Source organism: Mucilaginibacter sp. Mucisp73 (assembly GCF_059491465.1).
In genome coordinates, this window is record NZ_CP168507.1 from 4,840,150 (window position 1) to 4,857,490 (window position 17,341).

Here is a 17,341-nt window from a genome sequence, read left to right on the forward strand (position 1 = left end):
CCTTAACCAACCAACTCACTCACAATTTTTGCCGACAGCAAACACAACGGGATCCCTCCTCCCGGGTGTACGCTTCCCCCGCAAAAATATAAACCTTTTATTTTTGAGGATTTATTGGCATGCCGTAAAAATGCGGCAAACCGGCTGTTGGAGCTGGTGCCATAAAGCGAGCCCTGGTATGAGGATGTACGGCTTTCGATACTCCGCGGATCAAGAATGCTTTCATTAGCAATAAGTTTACGGATGTCTTTACTTAGCAAACGGCTTAACTTATTTAATACATTTTCCCTCGCCCCGGCTATCAGTGCATCCCAATCCTGCCCGGTATTAGCAGGTACGTTGATCATCACAAACCAGTTTTCGCAGCCTTCGGGAGCATCGTCTGCTTTATATTTGGAGCTGATGTTAAGGTAAACGGTAGGGTCATGATAAATCTCCTTTTCCCGCCAAATGTGATTAAACTCGGCCTCGTAATCAGCACTGAAAAAAATATTATGAAGGTCAAGTTCCCTAAACTGATCCCGGATCCCCCAATAAAATATCAGGGCCGAGCTGCTTCGTTCCTGGTTTAATATTTTTTGAGGATGAAGTTTGGGATGACTGCTTAGCAGCTTGTGATAGGTGAACCAGATATCCATATTGGATACCACAAGATCCCCTTCAACTACTCCATCATTCGTCTTGATCCCTTTTACTTTGTATCCTTGCAATACAATTTCTGCTACCGGGTTATTGTAGTGAAATTTTATACCTAATGATTCGGCCAGCGCCACTAAGCAAGAAGTTATGTTATACATCCCACCCTCCGGAAAATAAGCGCCAAAATGCTGCTCCAGGTGCGGGATTACGTTCAGCGTGGCCGGTGCGCTATAAGGGTTTGAACCATTATAGGTTGCATACCTGTCGAAAAATTGCACTATTCTTTTATCCTTGAAAAAGACCTCATTGGCCTTGTGCATAGTGCGAAAGGCATCTATCTTACCAAACCTTAATATTGATTTAAATGTATCCCAGCGCAGATAGGTTTTAAGCCGATGTAGGGAGCGCTCTAAAAAAACGTGGTTGGTAACGTTATAGACCGTACTGCTGTTATCAAGGTAATGCTTTACAGCTGCGGCAGGTTCTCCTGTCTTTTCCTGTATCTCATCACTAAACTTGCCTGCATTAGCGTAAGCGGTTAAACGCGTACCATCTTCATAAAAATATCTGCAAACAACATCCAGCTTTTTATACCTGAAATAATCAGACGGGGTTTTTCCGGCCAGCTTAAAAAGCTCGTCGACATATTGCGGCATGGTAAACAGGCTCGGCCCGGCATCAAAGCGGTAACCATCCTGCTCAAACCGGCTCAACTTACCACCGGGGTAACTATTAGCCTCATAAACTTCAACCTGATATCCTTTTACCGCCAGGCGGATAGCTGTCGCAATACCCGCTATACCGGCGCCAATAATCAAAGCTTTTTTGGGAAGAGGCATGGGGGTAAAGATAACCGGGATTCGGGGGATTTTTAGGATTAACAGGATTTTTTCTGACCCTATTAGAAAAATCCAACTAATGTCAAATCTTATAAAATTCCAATCACATTGATCAGATCTCTTTAAACCAGAGAAAAATCCTGTACTCCAAAAAATCCTATAAAAATCCCGGTTCAGAAACTACACATGATGAACGCCTTCGCCTATCTCTTCAATAGTTTTGCGATTAAATGCTTCCAAATCATCCGGCCGGCGACTTGTCACCAGGCCATTATCAACCACCACCTCTTCATCAACCCAATCGGCGCCGGCGTTTTTAAGATCGGTTTTTAACGATGGGTATGAAGTTAACCGTCTCCCGTTGATCATACCTGTTTCTATCAGCAATTGCGGCCCGTGGCATATTGCCGCTACCGGTTTGCCCTCATCCAGAAACGCAGATGCAAAGGCAACCGCGTCTTTATTTTGTCTCAACTTATCGGGGTTAAGTACGCCGCCCGGTAAAACCAGCGCATCGTAATCATCAGGGCTTACTTCATTAAGCTGTTTATCAACATTGATCTCAATACCCCAATTGGTTTTATCCCAGGCTTTGATCTTCCCGCTTTTGGGTGATATTACGTGTACTGTTGCACCTGCCTGCTCAAGGGCTTGTTTTGGGCTTGTTAATTCAACCTGCTCAAATCCTTCTTCGGTAAGGATTGCCACCTTACGACCATTTAAACTTGCCATAATTTATAATTTATTAATTAATGATTATAAAAATTAAATACAATATAAATACAGGCAAAAATAAGGATGGTTTTAGGAATTTTAAAAGAGACTATAACAACTTGATTAGTACCAATCTTGAATTAGGCTTCTTAAATAGTTTTCTCGCAGAGAGGCGAAAACACAAAGTTTTTTCCTGCCGATTTTGTGTACTTATTATTCAGATGAGTGTCCAATATGCTGCAACGCGTAGTTTATAAAGTTACTTGTCAGCCCATAATCCTCTGTCCCCTTACGACGGATAAAAAAGAAATCACGCTTAATTTTCAAACCATCAATAGGCACTTCAACCAAATCACCTTCGGCCAGTTGCCGGATAATTGACGGGCGCGGCATAAAGCCAAGGCATTGATCGGCCAGCAGGAAGTTTTTCAAAGCCTCGGTACCACCAAGGCGGATCTTTACCGACAGATCGGCCGGTTTAATATGCAAAGCAGACAAGGCTTTTAATACGGCATTCAACGTGCCCGAACCACGCTCTCTCACGGCGAGGGGCGTTTTTACAAACTGCTTTAATGTTAATGACTTGCCTGCCAGCGGACTTTTAGCCGAGCAAACCGGGATCACCTCATCACTCATAAATGGTTTGTATGATACGGTAGTGAGTTTGTTATCAACTTCGATAATGCCGATATCCACCTCATGGTTTAGCAAAGCGTTCAGGATGTACTCGCTGTTACGGTTTACAAGCTGTACATCCACATTGGCGTATTCGCGCTGAAAGCCAGAAAGTATCGAAGGTAAAATATACAGGGCAATAGTTGTACTTGCGCCCAAACGCAAATGCCCGGCAGCTTGTGACAGGTTACTTAATACCGAAAGGTCATACTCCACCTTCCGCTCTATCTCCGTTGCCTGCTGCAGGTATTCGTTTAGTTTGTTGCCGGCTTCGGTGAGTAAAATACTGTTGCCTTTGCGTTCAAACAAGGGCACTTTATATTGATCTTCAAGCGCTTTAACATGTTTACTGATGGCCGGCTGCGTAATAAACAGCACCTGGGCAGCCTTACTGAAACTCAGGTTGGCAGCAACTTCCATAAATACACGATGGGCGAAAGAGATCATGGGGCAAAGTTAATTTTTTACCCGTTCAAAGTACTTACCTGTAAATTTATATACGATATAGTCGCGGGTAACCTCTCGTTTTGCATTAACTAACGGACTATGGATGCTTTGTGTTTTAGCATCATAATAAATAGTCGGGATCACTTTCATATTAACTACCGAAAGGAAGTTATAATCAAAATAAAGCTTGCTATGCATCCCGGTTGGGGTTTTAACCAGTAACACGGTACCGTTTAACTTCCCATTTTCGATAGTAAAAAACTGGATGCCCTGGGTAGCATCAATACTTGAACGGACTGAATTATACGCTGCCAGGTAGTAAACTTTGGCATTCGCCTTAAGCGTATAAATTTTGGAGTACCAGTAAACCGGGTTATGTTTTTTGCCAACGGAATCCATTTTAAGCGATGACGATACTTTGCCGCTAACCTTATACTGCAAAACATTGTCAAAATCATAGCCGGTGCTGCCCAGCCTGGTATCCCACGAATAAGTACGGAACAAGCCATCGGCAGATGTGGCTATCACTACCCGCTCTTTCACCAGTTCGGTAAAGGGATAGTTAATTGTTCCGGGATATTTGGAGGTATAGTACTTCAGCTTAAAGCCAAAGATCTTGTTCATTTTTTCTAATGAATCAATTGCTTTCCACTCTTTTTTGTGAGTACCGTAATAGTTTACCCTTTTAAAAATCCGTAACAGGTCGGCTTCAATGGCCTGCGGACTCTGGGCAAACAAATTTGCTGAGTAAAAACAGCAGCAGAAAACAATTATTAACTTAAAGGTTTTCATCGGTAAACAAGATACACAAAAAAAGCAAATCCGGCAGACATTCTGTTACGATGATTGCCAGTTAGCTGTTTTTTAGCTTTTTATTTTTTCAAAGTACTGCCCGTTGAATTTGTAGGTGATAAATTTTGCTGTAACTTGTGCTTTGGCATTTACCAACGGTACATGTATAGTTTGCGTTGTTTGATCAAAAGTAATGGTAGGACGTTTTTCAAACGGGATATCAACTACCGAAAAGAAATCATAATCATAATAGATCTTGCTTTTCAATCCCGAGCTTGTTTTAATCACCTTCGCATCATCATTAAGCTTCCCGTTTTCTATATCAAAAACCTTGATACCGGTGCCGGCATCTTTGCTTGAATATATCGTGCCGTAAATGCCCAGGTAGTAAGTTTTATCGCCCGTTTTAAAAGTGTAAAGGTTGCTGTAAAACGGTATATAAGTTTCCTGGCTGCCGGTAAGCAGCACTGATTTTGTTTTAGCGCCAACTTTATACTGCAGCACATTAGCAAAATCGCGCATGGTACCTCCCTGCCAGGTCTCCCACGAGTAGATCCTAAACAAGCCATCTGCCGAAGTGAAAATATCAAGTTGCGCTTTTTTTAGCGAGTTAAAAGGCATACCGATGGAAGCTGGGTAGGTTTCCGCGTACTTTTTTAACTTGTTTCCAAATTCATCGTTAGCATCTCCTAAGGCATCGCTCGCGCCGTCGTCGCCTGTATCTTGTTTTTGATGCCAGTATTCAATCTTTTTAAATGATTTAAGCAGATCCGCCTCAACGGCCTGCGGTGTTTGCGCAACGAGTTTAGTAACTGTGATAAAACAGAATAGAGCAATCAGGTTCAAGGCTTTCATGACAAAAATTTACTGCATAAAAATAGGGATAATCAAACGACTATCCCTATCCTATTTATTTGAAAAGAAATATTCTGTTTACGCCTCAACCGGCTGACCGATCAGGTGCTGAGCAGCAAGGTACTCGGCAATTTGTACCGCATTGGTAGCTGCACCTTTACGCAGGTTGTCAGATACAATCCAGCAGTTAAGCGTATTGTCCTGAGTTTCGTCACGACGGATGCGGCCTACAAATACCTCATCTTTATCATGCGCGTCAAGCGGCATAGGGTATTTCAGGTTAGCAGTATCGTCAACCACCACAATACCCGGCGCCTTAGCTAACAACTCACGAACTTCGGCCAGGTCAAAATCGTTAGCAAACTCAATGTTAACCGACTCAGAGTGACCACCCATAACCGGGATCCGCACTGTTGTAGCAGTTACTTTGATGCTGTCATCACCCATGATCTTTTTGGTTTCGAGGATCATTTTCATCTCCTCTTTAGTATAACCGTTTTCGGTAAATACATCAATCTGCGGGATTACGTTTAAATCGATAGTATAAGGGTAAACTTTCGGTCCGTCGATACCTTTACGCTCGTTAAATAACTGATCAACAGCTTTAACACCGGTACCGGTAACAGATTGGTAGGTTGAAACTACCACCCTTTTAATTTTATATTTATCGTGCAATGGTTTTAACGCCACTACCATTTGTATGGTTGAACAATTTGGATTGGCGATGATCTTATCTTCGGCGGTAAGTACATCAGCATTTACTTCAGGCACAACCAGTTTTTTGGTTGGGTCCATACGCCATGCCGATGAGTTATCAATAACAGTTGTACCAGCAGCTGCAAATAAAGGAGCTTGCTGTAATGAAGTGCTTCCGCCGGCCGAGAAAATTGCTACGTCCGGCTTCATCTTAATCGCATCCTCAACAGAAACCACCTTAAACTGCTTACCCTTAAAAGTAATTTCTTTACCAATACTTTTTTCTGAAGCTACGGGAATTAATTCTGTAACGGGGAAGTTGCGTTCTGCAAGAACCTGCAACATTTTGGTGCCTACTAATCCTGTAGCACCTACTACTGCGACTTTCATTTTTTAAATTGTTTTTGAAATGTATCAGGCTGCTTCACAGCGCCTGTTTTTAATTAATTATGTATTTTAAAAGTTAAACCCTCAAATATGCACATTTTTTTGGTATCGGAGAAATATTAAGTCTATGGTTATTGTGGGGATTAGGGAGTGGTTGATTAGGTGATTGGTTTGTTTGTCTGAATCAGAATTTTCAGGATTTGAGAATTAACAGCATGAAATCCCGATACTGGCGCAAGTCTTGAGCGAAGGCCAGCGGGTGGCAGACTTGTGACTTCTGCGATTAGTTTGTCTGAACCGAAATTTTTAGAATTAATAGAATTCCAGGCAAATTTCAGAAATTCAGATAGTTAGTTTAATTCGAGTTCAGACAAAAACTAATCACTAACCTCCAATCACTAATCTCTATAATAGCGTTACCTGCGGCCCGCGCTATCCGCTCATACTACACAAGGCATTAGCCACAGGCCGGTATCCGCTCCTATCGCTAACGCGGAAAAAGTCTGAAGTCTGATGTCCGTAAGTCCGAAAGATTAAAATTGGCTTGGACTTCCAGACTTACGGACATCTGACTTTCGGACTCACTTCCACTCACTTAATAAACCAATTTCCTACCTTTGCGCGGTAAACTCAATATTGCATGAGCGAAAAGATCTTAGTGATAGGCGCCAACGGCCAGATCGGTACCGAACTGGTAATGGCTTTGAGAAATATCCACGGGGCCGAAACGGTTATAGCTTCGGATATTAACAGCCCTACCTATGCCATGCGCGGAAGCAGCGGACCATTTGAATTGATCAATGTACTTGATAAAGACAACCTGCACCACATATTTGATAAGCACCGCCCAACACAAGTTTACCTGTTAGCTGCCATTCTTTCGGCAGTAGGCGAGCAAAAACCAAAAATGGCCTGGGACCTGAATATGACCGGTTTGCTGCATGTGCTTGATTTTGCAGTTGAGTTTAAGGTAAGTAAAGTTTTTTGGCCAAGCTCAATAGCGGTTTTCGGTCCGCATTCGCCGCAGCATAATACGCCGCAGTATTGTGTAATGGATCCTAACACGGTTTATGGTTTTAGTAAATTGGCCGGCGAGCGCTGGTGCGAATATTATTTTAATAAATACGGCCTTGATATACGCAGTATCCGTTACCCGGGCCTGATAGGCTGGAAAGCAAACCCAGGCGGCGGCACTACCGATTATGCCGTACATATATTTCACCAGGCATTAAAAACCGGCAGCTATGAAAGCTTTCTGGCCGAAGGTACCGCCCTGCCCATGATGTATATGGATGATGCCATCAGAGCTACCATCAGTTTGATGGATGCACCTGCCGAACAGATCAGCATCCGCTCATCATATAACCTGGCTGGCATTAGCTTTACGCCCGAACAACTGGCGGCTGAAATCAAAAAACTGATCCCCAAATTTGAAATCAGTTACAGTAATAACGATCCGCGGCAAGCCATCGCCGATAGCTGGCCAAAGTCAATAGACGACAGCTACGCGCAAAACGACTGGGGCTGGAAACTGGAATATGACCTGCCTAAAATGGTGGCCGACATGTTGACCAATTTGAAAACGATAATTTAAGGTTAAAGGCGAAAGGATAAAGGTTTTTATCCGTCGTTATATAAACAAATATTATATTTACCGCCTTGTCTTTATAAGGCAAAGCTTTGTAATACAACAAGGTTGATCTATCACTATCAACCATGAACAATGAACTAAAAAAACATGGGAAGAGCATTTGAATTCCGCAAAGAAAGAAAGTTTAAGCGCTGGGCCAAAATGGCAGTGCAGTTTACCCGCTTGGGTAAGGAAATTGTAATGGCTGTAAAAGCCGGCGGCGGCGATGTTAACACCAACTCACGCTTACGTACCGCGGTACAAAACGCCAAGGCTGTAAACATGCCTAAAGACCGTGTTGAAGCCGCCATTAAACGCGCCAGCAGCCGCGACGAAAAAGATTATGAAGAGCTTGTTTACGAAGGTTACGCACCTTATGGTGTTGCTGTGTTGGTTGAAACCGCTACAGATAATACAAATCGTACCGTAGCTAACGTGCGCAGCTACTTTACCAAATATGGAGGTTCCTTAGGTAAAACTGGATCTCTTGATTTTATCTTCACCCGTAAATCAGTTTTTACTTTTGAACCGGGCAACCGCGACCTGGAAGAGCTTGAATTTGAATTGATAGACGCAGGTTTGGAAGAAATATTTGTTGAAGCCGATGAAAATGGCAACGATATTGCGGTAATCCATACAGCTTTTGAAGATTTTGGTAAAATGCAAAAAGCGTTAGAAGAGATGGGTATCGAAGTAAAATCGGCCAAGCTGGAGCGTATCCCGCAATCATTCCACGCTGTTAGCGAAGATCAGGTTCCTGAAATTATGAAACTGATTGACCGTTTGGAAGAAGACGACGACGTGCAGGCTGTTTACCATAACATGGCCGAGTAATCCTGGTATCGGAATTTCGATTTCGGATTTAGTTCCACTCAAACAATAAACACCATGTCATTGCGAGCGGCAGCGTGGCAATCGCACAGAAGCATCATCGCTCTGTACAGCATGCGATTGCTTCGTCGTTCCTCCTCGCAATGACATAAAGAAGAAACATCATGCCACTATTCAACACACGTAAAGGAGAAAAAAAAGTAAAGGTTACCTTTGCTAACGGCCTTCTTTTTGTGGAAACTGATGGTGGCAAGCCGCAGGCTTTCCCGTTGGAATGGTTTCCACAGTTATTAAACGCTACCGATGAGGAACGTGAAGACTGGAGCCAAACCGAAAAAGGCATCCGTTTTAACAAGCTGGGTGTAGATGTAACATTATAAGATTTGAGATATGAGACGTGAGATATGAGACAAGGCTCTAAACCTTCAATTATCTCAAATCTTATATCTCAAATCTCATATCTAAACAAAATGGTTTTTGAAGAATTTTTAAAGAAGAAAAGAATTGATCTTGCCGCCCTGCAACGGGGTGAACCTGCTTTGTTTTCTGAATTTAAAGACCATTTTGAACAAATGGGCGAAAAAAGCTTCGACCATACCAAAAAATACTGGTTTAATAAACTAAGGCGGCGGTTCCCGGTTCCGCTTGAAGTTAAAACCGAAAAAGCACATATCAAAAACCCGCTTGCCGAACAAACCATAACCGAAAGTTTAACAGAACCCGCTACGCCGGCCAAAGTTGGCTTTACGCCGAAGTTCCGTCCGGCTGCACCAAAACCTACAGCTCCAGCCGAAGAATCTATACAACGGGCAGTTGAACCCCCAACGTCAGAACCTTCATCCCCTGAAACTGCCCCCAAACCAACGTTCAAGCCTCGCTTTAACCCGGCTATGGCAAAAGCTAAACCAGCAGTGAGCGAAGCATCACCTGAAAACGAAAAGGAACAACAAGCTGGGGCTCCTGCTACAGAAACCCCTGCAACACCTGCCAAGCCTGGCTTTAAACCACGTTTCAACGCTGCCATGGTAAAACCGAAACCAGCTGAAACAGAAACACAGGCAGAAGACAAAAAGGAAGAAACTCCGACAACTCCACCTGCGGATGCACCGGCACCTAAAATGGGCTTTAAACCACGCTTTAATGCCGGTATGGTAAAACCCAAACCGGTAGAAAATGAAGCGCCTGCTGAAGAGAAAAAAGAGGATGCTCCGTCTGAAGAGCCTCAAACGCCGGTGACCGAAGCATCTGCTCCTAAAATGGGGTTCAAACCTCGTTTTAACGCGGCCCTGATGAAACCTAAACAGGCTGAATCGGAACATCCCGTTGAAGAGGTAAAACCATCAGCCGAGGTTCCGCAACCAACGATTGAAGAGGTAAAACCGGCAACTGAAGCACCCGCGCCCAAACTTGGGTTTAAACCACGCTTTAATGCAGCTGCAATGAAGCCGACAGTTCCTGAAGCCGAAGCACCCGCAGAAGATAAAAAAGAGGATACGCCAACTGAAGAACCTCAGTCGCCGGCTAAAGAAACTCCCGCACCTAAATTGGGATTCAAGCCACGTTTTAACGCCAAAAATCTTCCCAAGAAATCAGAAGGGGAAGAATAGGTTAATAGCTTTTCCAATCAAGCTAAAAATTCATGTCATTGCGAGCGTAGCGTGGCAACCGCACGGAAGCGTGACCGCCCTGTATAGCATGCGATTGCTTCGTCGTTCCTCCTCGTAATGACATGTTTTTTGTATTACCCGTCTCCTACTTACTATGCGAAAACAACCAATGCAACAGATCAGGCTCGTTGAACGCATTATCCCAGCTGTTGTGTCCTACACCTGGATATAGCGTAAACCGCGGCTTGCCTCCCGCCTCTTTAATAGCATCAACCATTACCTGCGAGTGATCGGCAGGTACTACCGGGTCATTATTACCGTGAAAGATCCAGAGCGGAACTTTTTTAGCGTATTTCTTCGCGTTCAGCGTATTATCGCCGCCGCAAATGGCAAAGGCTGCTGCAAATACATTAGGTTCGCGGCCAATGATTTCAAATGTCCCCATACCACCCATGCTAAGGCCTCCCACATAAACTTTGTGCTTATCAACAAATGGCTTATCTAAAAACTGGTCAACCAGTCCCATCAGCATGATCATCGCCATTGTTGGCGGCGCATTTTCCTGGAAAATAAATTTGCGTTTATTGGTCGCCGAATCGGTAACCTGTTTTACATTGCTCCAATAACTTTTTGCCGGGCATTGCGGAAAAACAACGATAGACTCGTATAACTCCCTGCAGCTGTCCTGTAAGAACCGTTGTGCCCCATAAGCCAGTTGCGATTCATTATTGTTTCCCCGCTCGCCCGAACCGTGTAATACAAACAATAAAGGGTACTTTTGACCCGGATTAAAATGCTTCGGAAATAAAATTCGGTATGGTAGTGTGTCTACTTTAAAAATAAAGCTGCCCCTGTCAAACGAGGTCAAATTTTGGGACTTGGCTAAAAAAGAGAATGCTAAGAGTAAGCTTAGCATTCCTGTAATTCGTATTGTTTTGATCATGGGTTAAAATGCTTCTTTGTTTTGCAACCGACGTAATTACCGCCGTTGCTTTAAAACAAATTTAACCTCTTTAACGGCCTTTTGTTTATTTTTTATGCCGAATTAATTTTTCACGATAGCGGGGCTTTCAAAACCCAGTTTTTTCAAACCACCCTGAACCTCGGGGCAGCTCATGAAAAGTTTCCAGAGCAAACCGGTCCGGTAGTTTTCAATCATCACAATGATCGGGCCCTGGTCGATGGCCAAATAAGAGTTGGCGTACCAGTTATGCGATTCGCTGAAGGCATCGGTAAAGCCATACTCACCCCAGATCTTATCGCCCAGGTCGTAATAAAAATGACGCAAGGCTTTCATCGAATATTCCGGCGTATAAGGGAATGCCGATAGCGCGGCAGTTGGGGTAATTACGCCGAGGTCGTTGGTTGGCGAATGCGCATTGTAGCCCTCAAAGTTATCGCTGGCAGTTAGTCCCCAGCAATTTTCGCCGTAGCCCTTAAATTTTTTAGGATTATCAACACAGTAAGCATGATTGATCAGGGTGTGATTTTTGTTTTGTTCCCAGTAGTCGGCATACTCGTCCTTCAAACCTTTAGGATTAAGGCCCAGGAAAGAATATTGAGAGAAGAATAGCGGACCGCCGTAATCAAAACCCAACGGCAATTTAAATCCATAAAAAGTCCTTCCGTTTTTAAAGAAATCACTTTGAGCCCAGCCGCGGTGATACACATCGGCACTAACCGGGTAACGCTCTGCCGATGCTGCAAGCACATAAGTGATCAGGCACTCGTTAAAACCATGAATAGGAAAATTCATAGCCCATCCATTGTTCGGGCTCCAGTGCCAGTAAAGGTAGTCGCGGCCATCACGGGTAAACCAGCTCCATTCCATTTCGCCCCACATCCAGTTAATCACATCCCGGATTCGGCGTTCTTTCGGATCATCGGCAGTAAAATACTGTCTTGCACACAATAAACCCTGAAAAAGATAAGCCGATTCCACAATATCAGCCCCATCATCTTTACGGCCAAAGCGGATCACTTTACCAGTTTCGCCGTTTAACCAGTGCGGGAAAGCGCCATGAAAAGCATCGGCCTTGTATAAAAAGTTAACGATCTTCACCATACGGTCAACCGCCTGCTCATGGCTGATCCATTTGCGGCTATCAGCCACAATAAGCGACATAATACCGAAGCCCGAACCACCGGTAGTTACCACCTCGTTACCGTAATCAAAAGAAGTATTACTGCGCTCACGGGCCAGGCCGCTAACCGGGTGGCCAAAATCCCAGAAATAACGGAACGTTTGGCGCTGCACCACATCAAGCAAAGCACTATCCGTAAGATTTTTGATAATACCTACGGGCTTAATACCGTTTTCTGATTTTTTTGTTTGCTTTTGGGCAAAGGCGCAAATGGCAGCCAATATAAATACCGGAGTAATAAATAGTTTTTTCATAAAGCTATTTGCATTTGGATATGAAAAACAGGGTTTTCATTAAAAAAGAGAGGTCGCCCGTTAAACCCAACAAGGCAACCTCATCATCAATCAACTGTGTGTATTTTATTGGCTAATTAATAACCAGGGTTTTGTGTTAATGCGCCACCGCTCAGGTCAATTTCGTTTTGTGGCACAGGCCATACTTCGTTTTTGCCGGCTTTCCAACCGCGTGAGCCAAAAACCTCGGTACCCCTACCCTGACGGATTACGTCGAAATAACGTTCAAATTCCATAGCCAGTTCAACCCTTCTTTCCTGGTATATAGCTTTACGAAGCGTAGCCTGATCAGTTGTGGTTATCTTTGGTAAGATAGCGGCGTTACCGGCACGGGCACGGGCGCGAACCTGCTCTAACGGAATTAAGGCAGCTGCAGAATTACCAAGCTCATTATTAGCTTCAGCGTTCATCAGCAATACATCGGCATAGCGTAAAACAATTTTATTTTGCTGGCAACCTTCATTAAAGCCTGATACATACAGGCTAAAAGGAACGTATGATTTTTGGTTATACATCGGGTTATCTCCGCTGGCCGGGATCTTATCACCCTCTGGCGTAGTTTCGCCCCTGAAAATGATGGTGGCATCACGGCGCGGGTCACCGCTTTCATAAGCTGCCGCCAGCTCCGGACTTGGCACATTAAAGCCCCAGCCACCACCGGTTACGCCACGTACACCCTGTACCTGCGAGTATTGTGAGTTTGACGCATCCGGATTATTAGGGATCAATGCGCACTGGATTTCAAATACCGATTCCTGATTGTTTTTATGATTGGTACGGAACATTTGTTCGTAATTTGGAAACAACGAATAGCCCATGCCCATTACCTGGTTGGTATAATTCAATACATCGCTCCACTTTTTCAGGTACATGGCAACTTTTGCATGCAATGCAATAGCGGCGCCTTTAGTAGCGTGACCGATATCAGCAGAGCTATAAGTTTGCGGCAACACATTAGCGGCATCAGTTAAATCTGTTTCAATGGCAGCCCATACCTGTGCTTTTGCTGTACGCGGTAAGTTATATTCTGATGCATCCTTAGGCAGGCTTAAACGTAATGGCACATCGCCAAAAGCCCTAACCAGCCTGAAATATGAATAAGCCCTGATAAACTTAGCTTCGGCCAGATACCTTGCCTTTAAAGTTTCGTCCATGGTAATACCTGGCACGTTGGTCAAGATCTGGTTAGCAAAGTTGATGTTTTGGTACTGACCTTTCCAGAAACCACCCAATTGGGCATCGCCCGCAGTAATGGTAAATTTGTGATAGTCATTAAAGAAGGTAGCATCACTTGCGGTACTGCCTTTTTCTACATCGTCAGAACCCATGCTCTCTACAGCAATAGGTGCAAAGGCGATGTTGTTCCACTCGCGCAGGTTAGCATACATGGCGCTAACCGCTTTAGTAGCATCTTCTTGCGTTTTGAAAAATTGGGTTGCCGCGGTATTTTGAGCCGGGTCCACATTTAAGAAGCTTTTTTTACAGCTTTGAAACGATATAATTGAAGCGATAAGACCTAAAGCAACGACCTTACGCGAATATTTTGTACTATTTTTCATCTTTATATTGATTAAAAAGTAACGTTAACACCAAAATTATAGGTAGCAAATAACGGATACACACTTGCATCAATACCACGGCTGCCTACAGCACCACCAATCTCTGGCGAGAAGCCTTTGTAACCAAACAGGTTGATGGCGTTTTGTGCGTTTGCATAGATCCTGACTTTTGAAATATTCAGTTTCTTCAGGAAGTCGCCCGGAATGGTATAGCCCAGCTGCGCGTTCCTCATCCTGAAGTATGCACCGCTTTCAACATAAAATGAGTTAGGGGCGGCATTGCTGTTTTTACCAACGTTTACTGAAGGGTAGGTATTTGAAGTACCAGCCCCGTGCCAGCGATGATCATAAAAGTCCTGAGTGAAGTTTTCGTTACCAAAACGGTAAGCGATATTGGCGTTATAAACACTTACACCCGCAACACCCTGAAAATCTAACGCCAGGTCGAAGTTTTTGTAGGTGAATGATGTGTTTATACCGTAGTTATATTTTGGCAGCGGGCTACCTAAGGCTACGCGGTCACGACTATCCAATATGCCGTCGTTATTGGTATCCTGGTAAATGAAATCGCCAGGGGCCGCGCCCGGTTGTTTTGAAGCAGCAACCTGCTGTGCGGTTTGGAAAATGCCTGTTACTTTGTAGCCATAAAACTGTCCTATCGGCTGGCCAACCACGGTGCGGGTAGCTAATGCGCCGTTGGCAATGCCTTCGCCACCATCATAAATTGGGTTTTGACCGGTTACTACATTAAGTACTTTATTATTATTGATACCAATATTACCGCTAATACTGTAATTGAAATCTTTAGATGGGTTATCTCTCCAACCTAATGAAAATTCCCATCCCCTGTTTTGGATACTTGCCTGGTTACCTATCAGTGAGCTGTTATTTGTACCCAATGAGCCAGCCACCGGGATTGCGAAAATAGCATCCTGGGTTTCCCTGTTATAATAATCTGCTTCAAAAGTTAACTTGTTATCAAGCAAGCCACCTTCGATACCAAAATCAGATGATACTGTTTTTTCCCAAACAATAGACGGCGGCACAATAGAGTTAATACTTGCACCCGGGTAAACAGTAAGCGGATTGCCGAATAAACCTGTGAGGTAAGGATCAGTTGCGATAACTTGTACGGTAGGGTTAATTGGTACGCCTGAGTTACCAACTTTACCCCAGCTTCCGCGTAGTTTCAGGTTGCTGAATACCTTCTGATCTTTCATGAACTCCTCGTTGGTAATTACCCAACCGGCACCAACCGAAGGGAAGTAACCATAAGTGTGATCGCCATAAAACTGTGAAGCACCATCACGACGAATAGAGGCATTCAATAAATATTTATCTCTGAACGAATAGTTAACACGTGCAAATTGTGATAACGCACGGGTGTGGATCTGACTGCCCGGAGTTGCAAAGAAATTTACGTTAGTGGTGTCAGGGAATGAGCTTCTGATGCTGCCGTTTTTCACATACGGAACATAATCGGCCTTACCATCTATTTGCCTGGTGCGGTTGTTCTGCGCACTGTAACCTACCAAAGCTGTCATTTTATGATCTTTTATTTTAACATCATAGGTAAGGGTGTTTTCCCAAATCCAGTTACGAACATCGGTGTGGTTGATATCCAGATTGGTTTTATTGCTTTGCTGACGCAGGGTGGCCGTATACTCAGGTGTAAATGCCCTTACTTCATTCTGGCTGATATCGCCACCAAAGCTTGATTTAAATTTGAAGTTTTTAAGGAAGGTAACCTCGCCGTAAGCATTGTAAGTAAAACGCTTGTTTTTTGTTCTCTGGTTAAAGAAATCAATAGTGGCCTGCGGGTTATAATTGTTGCCATCACCGGTGCCATAATCGTTAGGGTCGCCATAACTGCCATCCGCTTTGCGTACAGGCAGTGTAGGGGCCGCGCCAAATAACTGGTGAAAGATATCGCCATTTACATCGCGCGATACATCAGACAGGCCACTTGCAGTGTAACCGAATTTTAAGTTTTTAGTTGGCTTAAAATCATTTGACAAGTGAACGGTGTAACGCTGATAATTGTTGGTTTTGGCTAATCCATCCTGGTTAAGGTAACCGAACGAATAGTTGTAAGTATACTTATCGGTACCACCGCTTATTGAAGCCTCATGGTTTGTAGTAAATGCCTTGCGCAATATTTGTTTATACCAGTCGGTTCCTTTACCGTATGACGAAGGATTGCTGAATATCGGATCGCCACTATTTAATGCCGAAAGCTCATTTACCGCAGTGGCATATTCATTGGCATTTGCCATTTTTACCTGGTTGGTAACAGCCTGCAAACCTACATAGCCATTATAATTAATAACCGGCTTACCTTTTGTACCACGTTTAGTACCTATCAAAACTACGCCGTTAGCTGCACGGATACCGTAGATAGCTGTACTTGACGCGTCTTTCAAAATGCTGAAACTTTCGATATCCTGCGGGTTAAGGAAGCTGATATCATCATACCAAACGCCGTCAACAACAAACAGTGGTTTGGTATTACCATAAATAGTACCTAAACCGCGAATAGTAATGTCTGGTGATTTACCCGGTGTACCGCTGTTGGTGATTTGTACACCTGATACTTTACCCTGTAAACCGCTCAATGCGTTAGGTGAAGCTTGTTTGGCAACATCCGCACCTTTAACCGTAGCTATCGAACCGGTTACGTCAAGCTTTCGCTGCGTACCATAACCGATAACAACTACCTGTTGCAATTCGTTGGTTTGCGGCTGCAAGGCTACGTTTATGGTTGTTTGCCCGTTAACAGCAACCTCTTGGGTGGCATAACCTATATAAGCAATTGATAAAGTTGCATTGCCAGGGACCTTGAGCGTAAAAGCTCCGCTTACATCTGTTTGGGTACCTATAGTTGTTCCTTTAACTGAAACAGACACACCTATTAAAGCTTCGCCTGTTTTTCCGTCAGTTATTTTACCTTTTAATGTAACGTTTTGTGCAAACGCCGCGTCATAGCAAAACAACAGTAACAACATCAACCCTGAAATAGTAAATATTCTTTTCATAGTGGTTAATAAATAATACGGATTGAAAAAATAATTGGTTTATTGATTTGCAAAGCTGTACAGATAATCAGCCTTTAACAAATATTGTAACTCAACATTAATACATCTATATAAGAATACTTTCTCAAGAAATGTTTTTACCAAGCGTAACAAACTATTTAACAACGAGTTAAAAGCATCAACACTACTACACAATGT

General features: G+C 43.6%; 14 protein-coding genes. 4 read left to right on the plus strand and 10 right to left on the minus strand.

Going from position 1 to position 17,341, the window contains the following annotated elements:
- Positions 1 to 2: 2 nt before the first annotated feature.
- From crtD to ACEN82_RS19915, 6 genes are all read right to left on the minus strand, one after another.
- Positions 3 to 1,478, minus strand: coding sequence for a 1-hydroxycarotenoid 3,4-desaturase CrtD (crtD, locus tag ACEN82_RS19890; protein WP_413320691.1), 1,476 nt, complete (start codon positions 1,476 to 1,478; stop codon positions 3 to 5).
- Positions 1,479 to 1,658: 180 nt separating this feature from the next.
- Positions 1,659 to 2,210 (minus strand): type 1 glutamine amidotransferase domain-containing protein, encoded by a 552-nt coding sequence (locus ACEN82_RS19895; RefSeq protein WP_413320693.1) that lies wholly within the window; start codon positions 2,208 to 2,210, stop codon positions 1,659 to 1,661.
- 195 nt (positions 2,211 to 2,405) lie between these two features.
- Positions 2,406 to 3,314, minus strand: coding sequence for a LysR substrate-binding domain-containing protein (locus ACEN82_RS19900; protein WP_413320695.1), 909 nt, complete (start codon positions 3,312 to 3,314; stop codon positions 2,406 to 2,408).
- Between the two features lie 9 nt (positions 3,315 to 3,323).
- Positions 3,324 to 4,106 carry a hypothetical protein gene (locus ACEN82_RS19905; protein ID WP_176622324.1) on the minus strand — a complete coding sequence of 261 codons (783 nt, stop codon included), beginning with the start codon at positions 4,104 to 4,106 and terminating at the stop codon, positions 3,324 to 3,326.
- 72 nt (positions 4,107 to 4,178) lie between these two features.
- A complete protein-coding gene (locus tag ACEN82_RS19910) occupies positions 4,179 to 4,961 on the minus strand; it encodes a hypothetical protein (protein WP_413320697.1) in 783 nt (260 codons plus the stop codon).
- Positions 4,962 to 5,039: 78 nt separating this feature from the next.
- Entirely contained in the window at positions 5,040 to 6,047 is a 1,008-nt protein-coding gene (locus tag ACEN82_RS19915) for an aspartate-semialdehyde dehydrogenase (protein WP_413320699.1), read from the minus strand.
- Between the two features lie 637 nt (positions 6,048 to 6,684).
- On the opposite strand from ACEN82_RS19915, the gene ACEN82_RS19920 reads away from it, so the two are divergent.
- The 4 genes from ACEN82_RS19920 (at position 6,685) to ACEN82_RS19935 (ending at position 10,112) form a co-directional block, all read left to right on the plus strand.
- Entirely contained in the window at positions 6,685 to 7,638 is a 954-nt protein-coding gene (locus ACEN82_RS19920) for an NAD-dependent epimerase/dehydratase family protein (RefSeq protein ID WP_413320701.1), read from the plus strand.
- 144 nt (positions 7,639 to 7,782) lie between these two features.
- On the plus strand, positions 7,783 to 8,508 hold the full coding sequence (locus ACEN82_RS19925) for a YebC/PmpR family DNA-binding transcriptional regulator (protein WP_413320703.1): 726 nt from the start codon (positions 7,783 to 7,785) through the stop codon (positions 8,506 to 8,508).
- A 161-nt stretch (positions 8,509 to 8,669) separates the two neighbouring features.
- The gene (locus tag ACEN82_RS19930; protein ID WP_112652665.1) at positions 8,670 to 8,885 is read left to right on the plus strand and encodes a DUF2442 domain-containing protein; all 216 of its coding nucleotides are present in this window, start codon (positions 8,670 to 8,672) and stop codon (positions 8,883 to 8,885) included.
- A 90-nt stretch (positions 8,886 to 8,975) separates the two neighbouring features.
- Positions 8,976 to 10,112, plus strand: a complete 1,137-nt coding sequence (locus ACEN82_RS19935; RefSeq protein ID WP_413320705.1) for a hypothetical protein — start codon at positions 8,976 to 8,978, stop codon at positions 10,110 to 10,112.
- Between the two features lie 145 nt (positions 10,113 to 10,257).
- On the opposite strand, the gene ACEN82_RS19940 is transcribed toward ACEN82_RS19935, so the two are convergent.
- From ACEN82_RS19940 to ACEN82_RS19955, 4 genes are all read right to left on the minus strand, one after another.
- Positions 10,258 to 11,055: a carboxylesterase family protein gene (locus tag ACEN82_RS19940; RefSeq protein ID WP_090534138.1), complete on the minus strand. Its 798-nt coding sequence runs from the start codon at positions 11,053 to 11,055 to the stop codon at positions 10,258 to 10,260.
- A gap of 102 nt (positions 11,056 to 11,157) precedes the next feature.
- Positions 11,158 to 12,510, minus strand: a complete 1,353-nt coding sequence (locus ACEN82_RS19945; protein ID WP_413320707.1) for a glucoamylase family protein — start codon at positions 12,508 to 12,510, stop codon at positions 11,158 to 11,160.
- Between the two features lie 116 nt (positions 12,511 to 12,626).
- Positions 12,627 to 14,108 carry a RagB/SusD family nutrient uptake outer membrane protein gene (locus tag ACEN82_RS19950; protein ID WP_413320709.1) on the minus strand — a complete coding sequence of 494 codons (1,482 nt, stop codon included), beginning with the start codon at positions 14,106 to 14,108 and terminating at the stop codon, positions 12,627 to 12,629.
- An 11-nt stretch (positions 14,109 to 14,119) separates the two neighbouring features.
- Positions 14,120 to 17,143, minus strand: a complete 3,024-nt coding sequence (locus tag ACEN82_RS19955; protein ID WP_413320711.1) for a SusC/RagA family TonB-linked outer membrane protein — start codon at positions 17,141 to 17,143, stop codon at positions 14,120 to 14,122.
- Between the last annotated feature and the right edge of the window lie 198 nt (positions 17,144 to 17,341).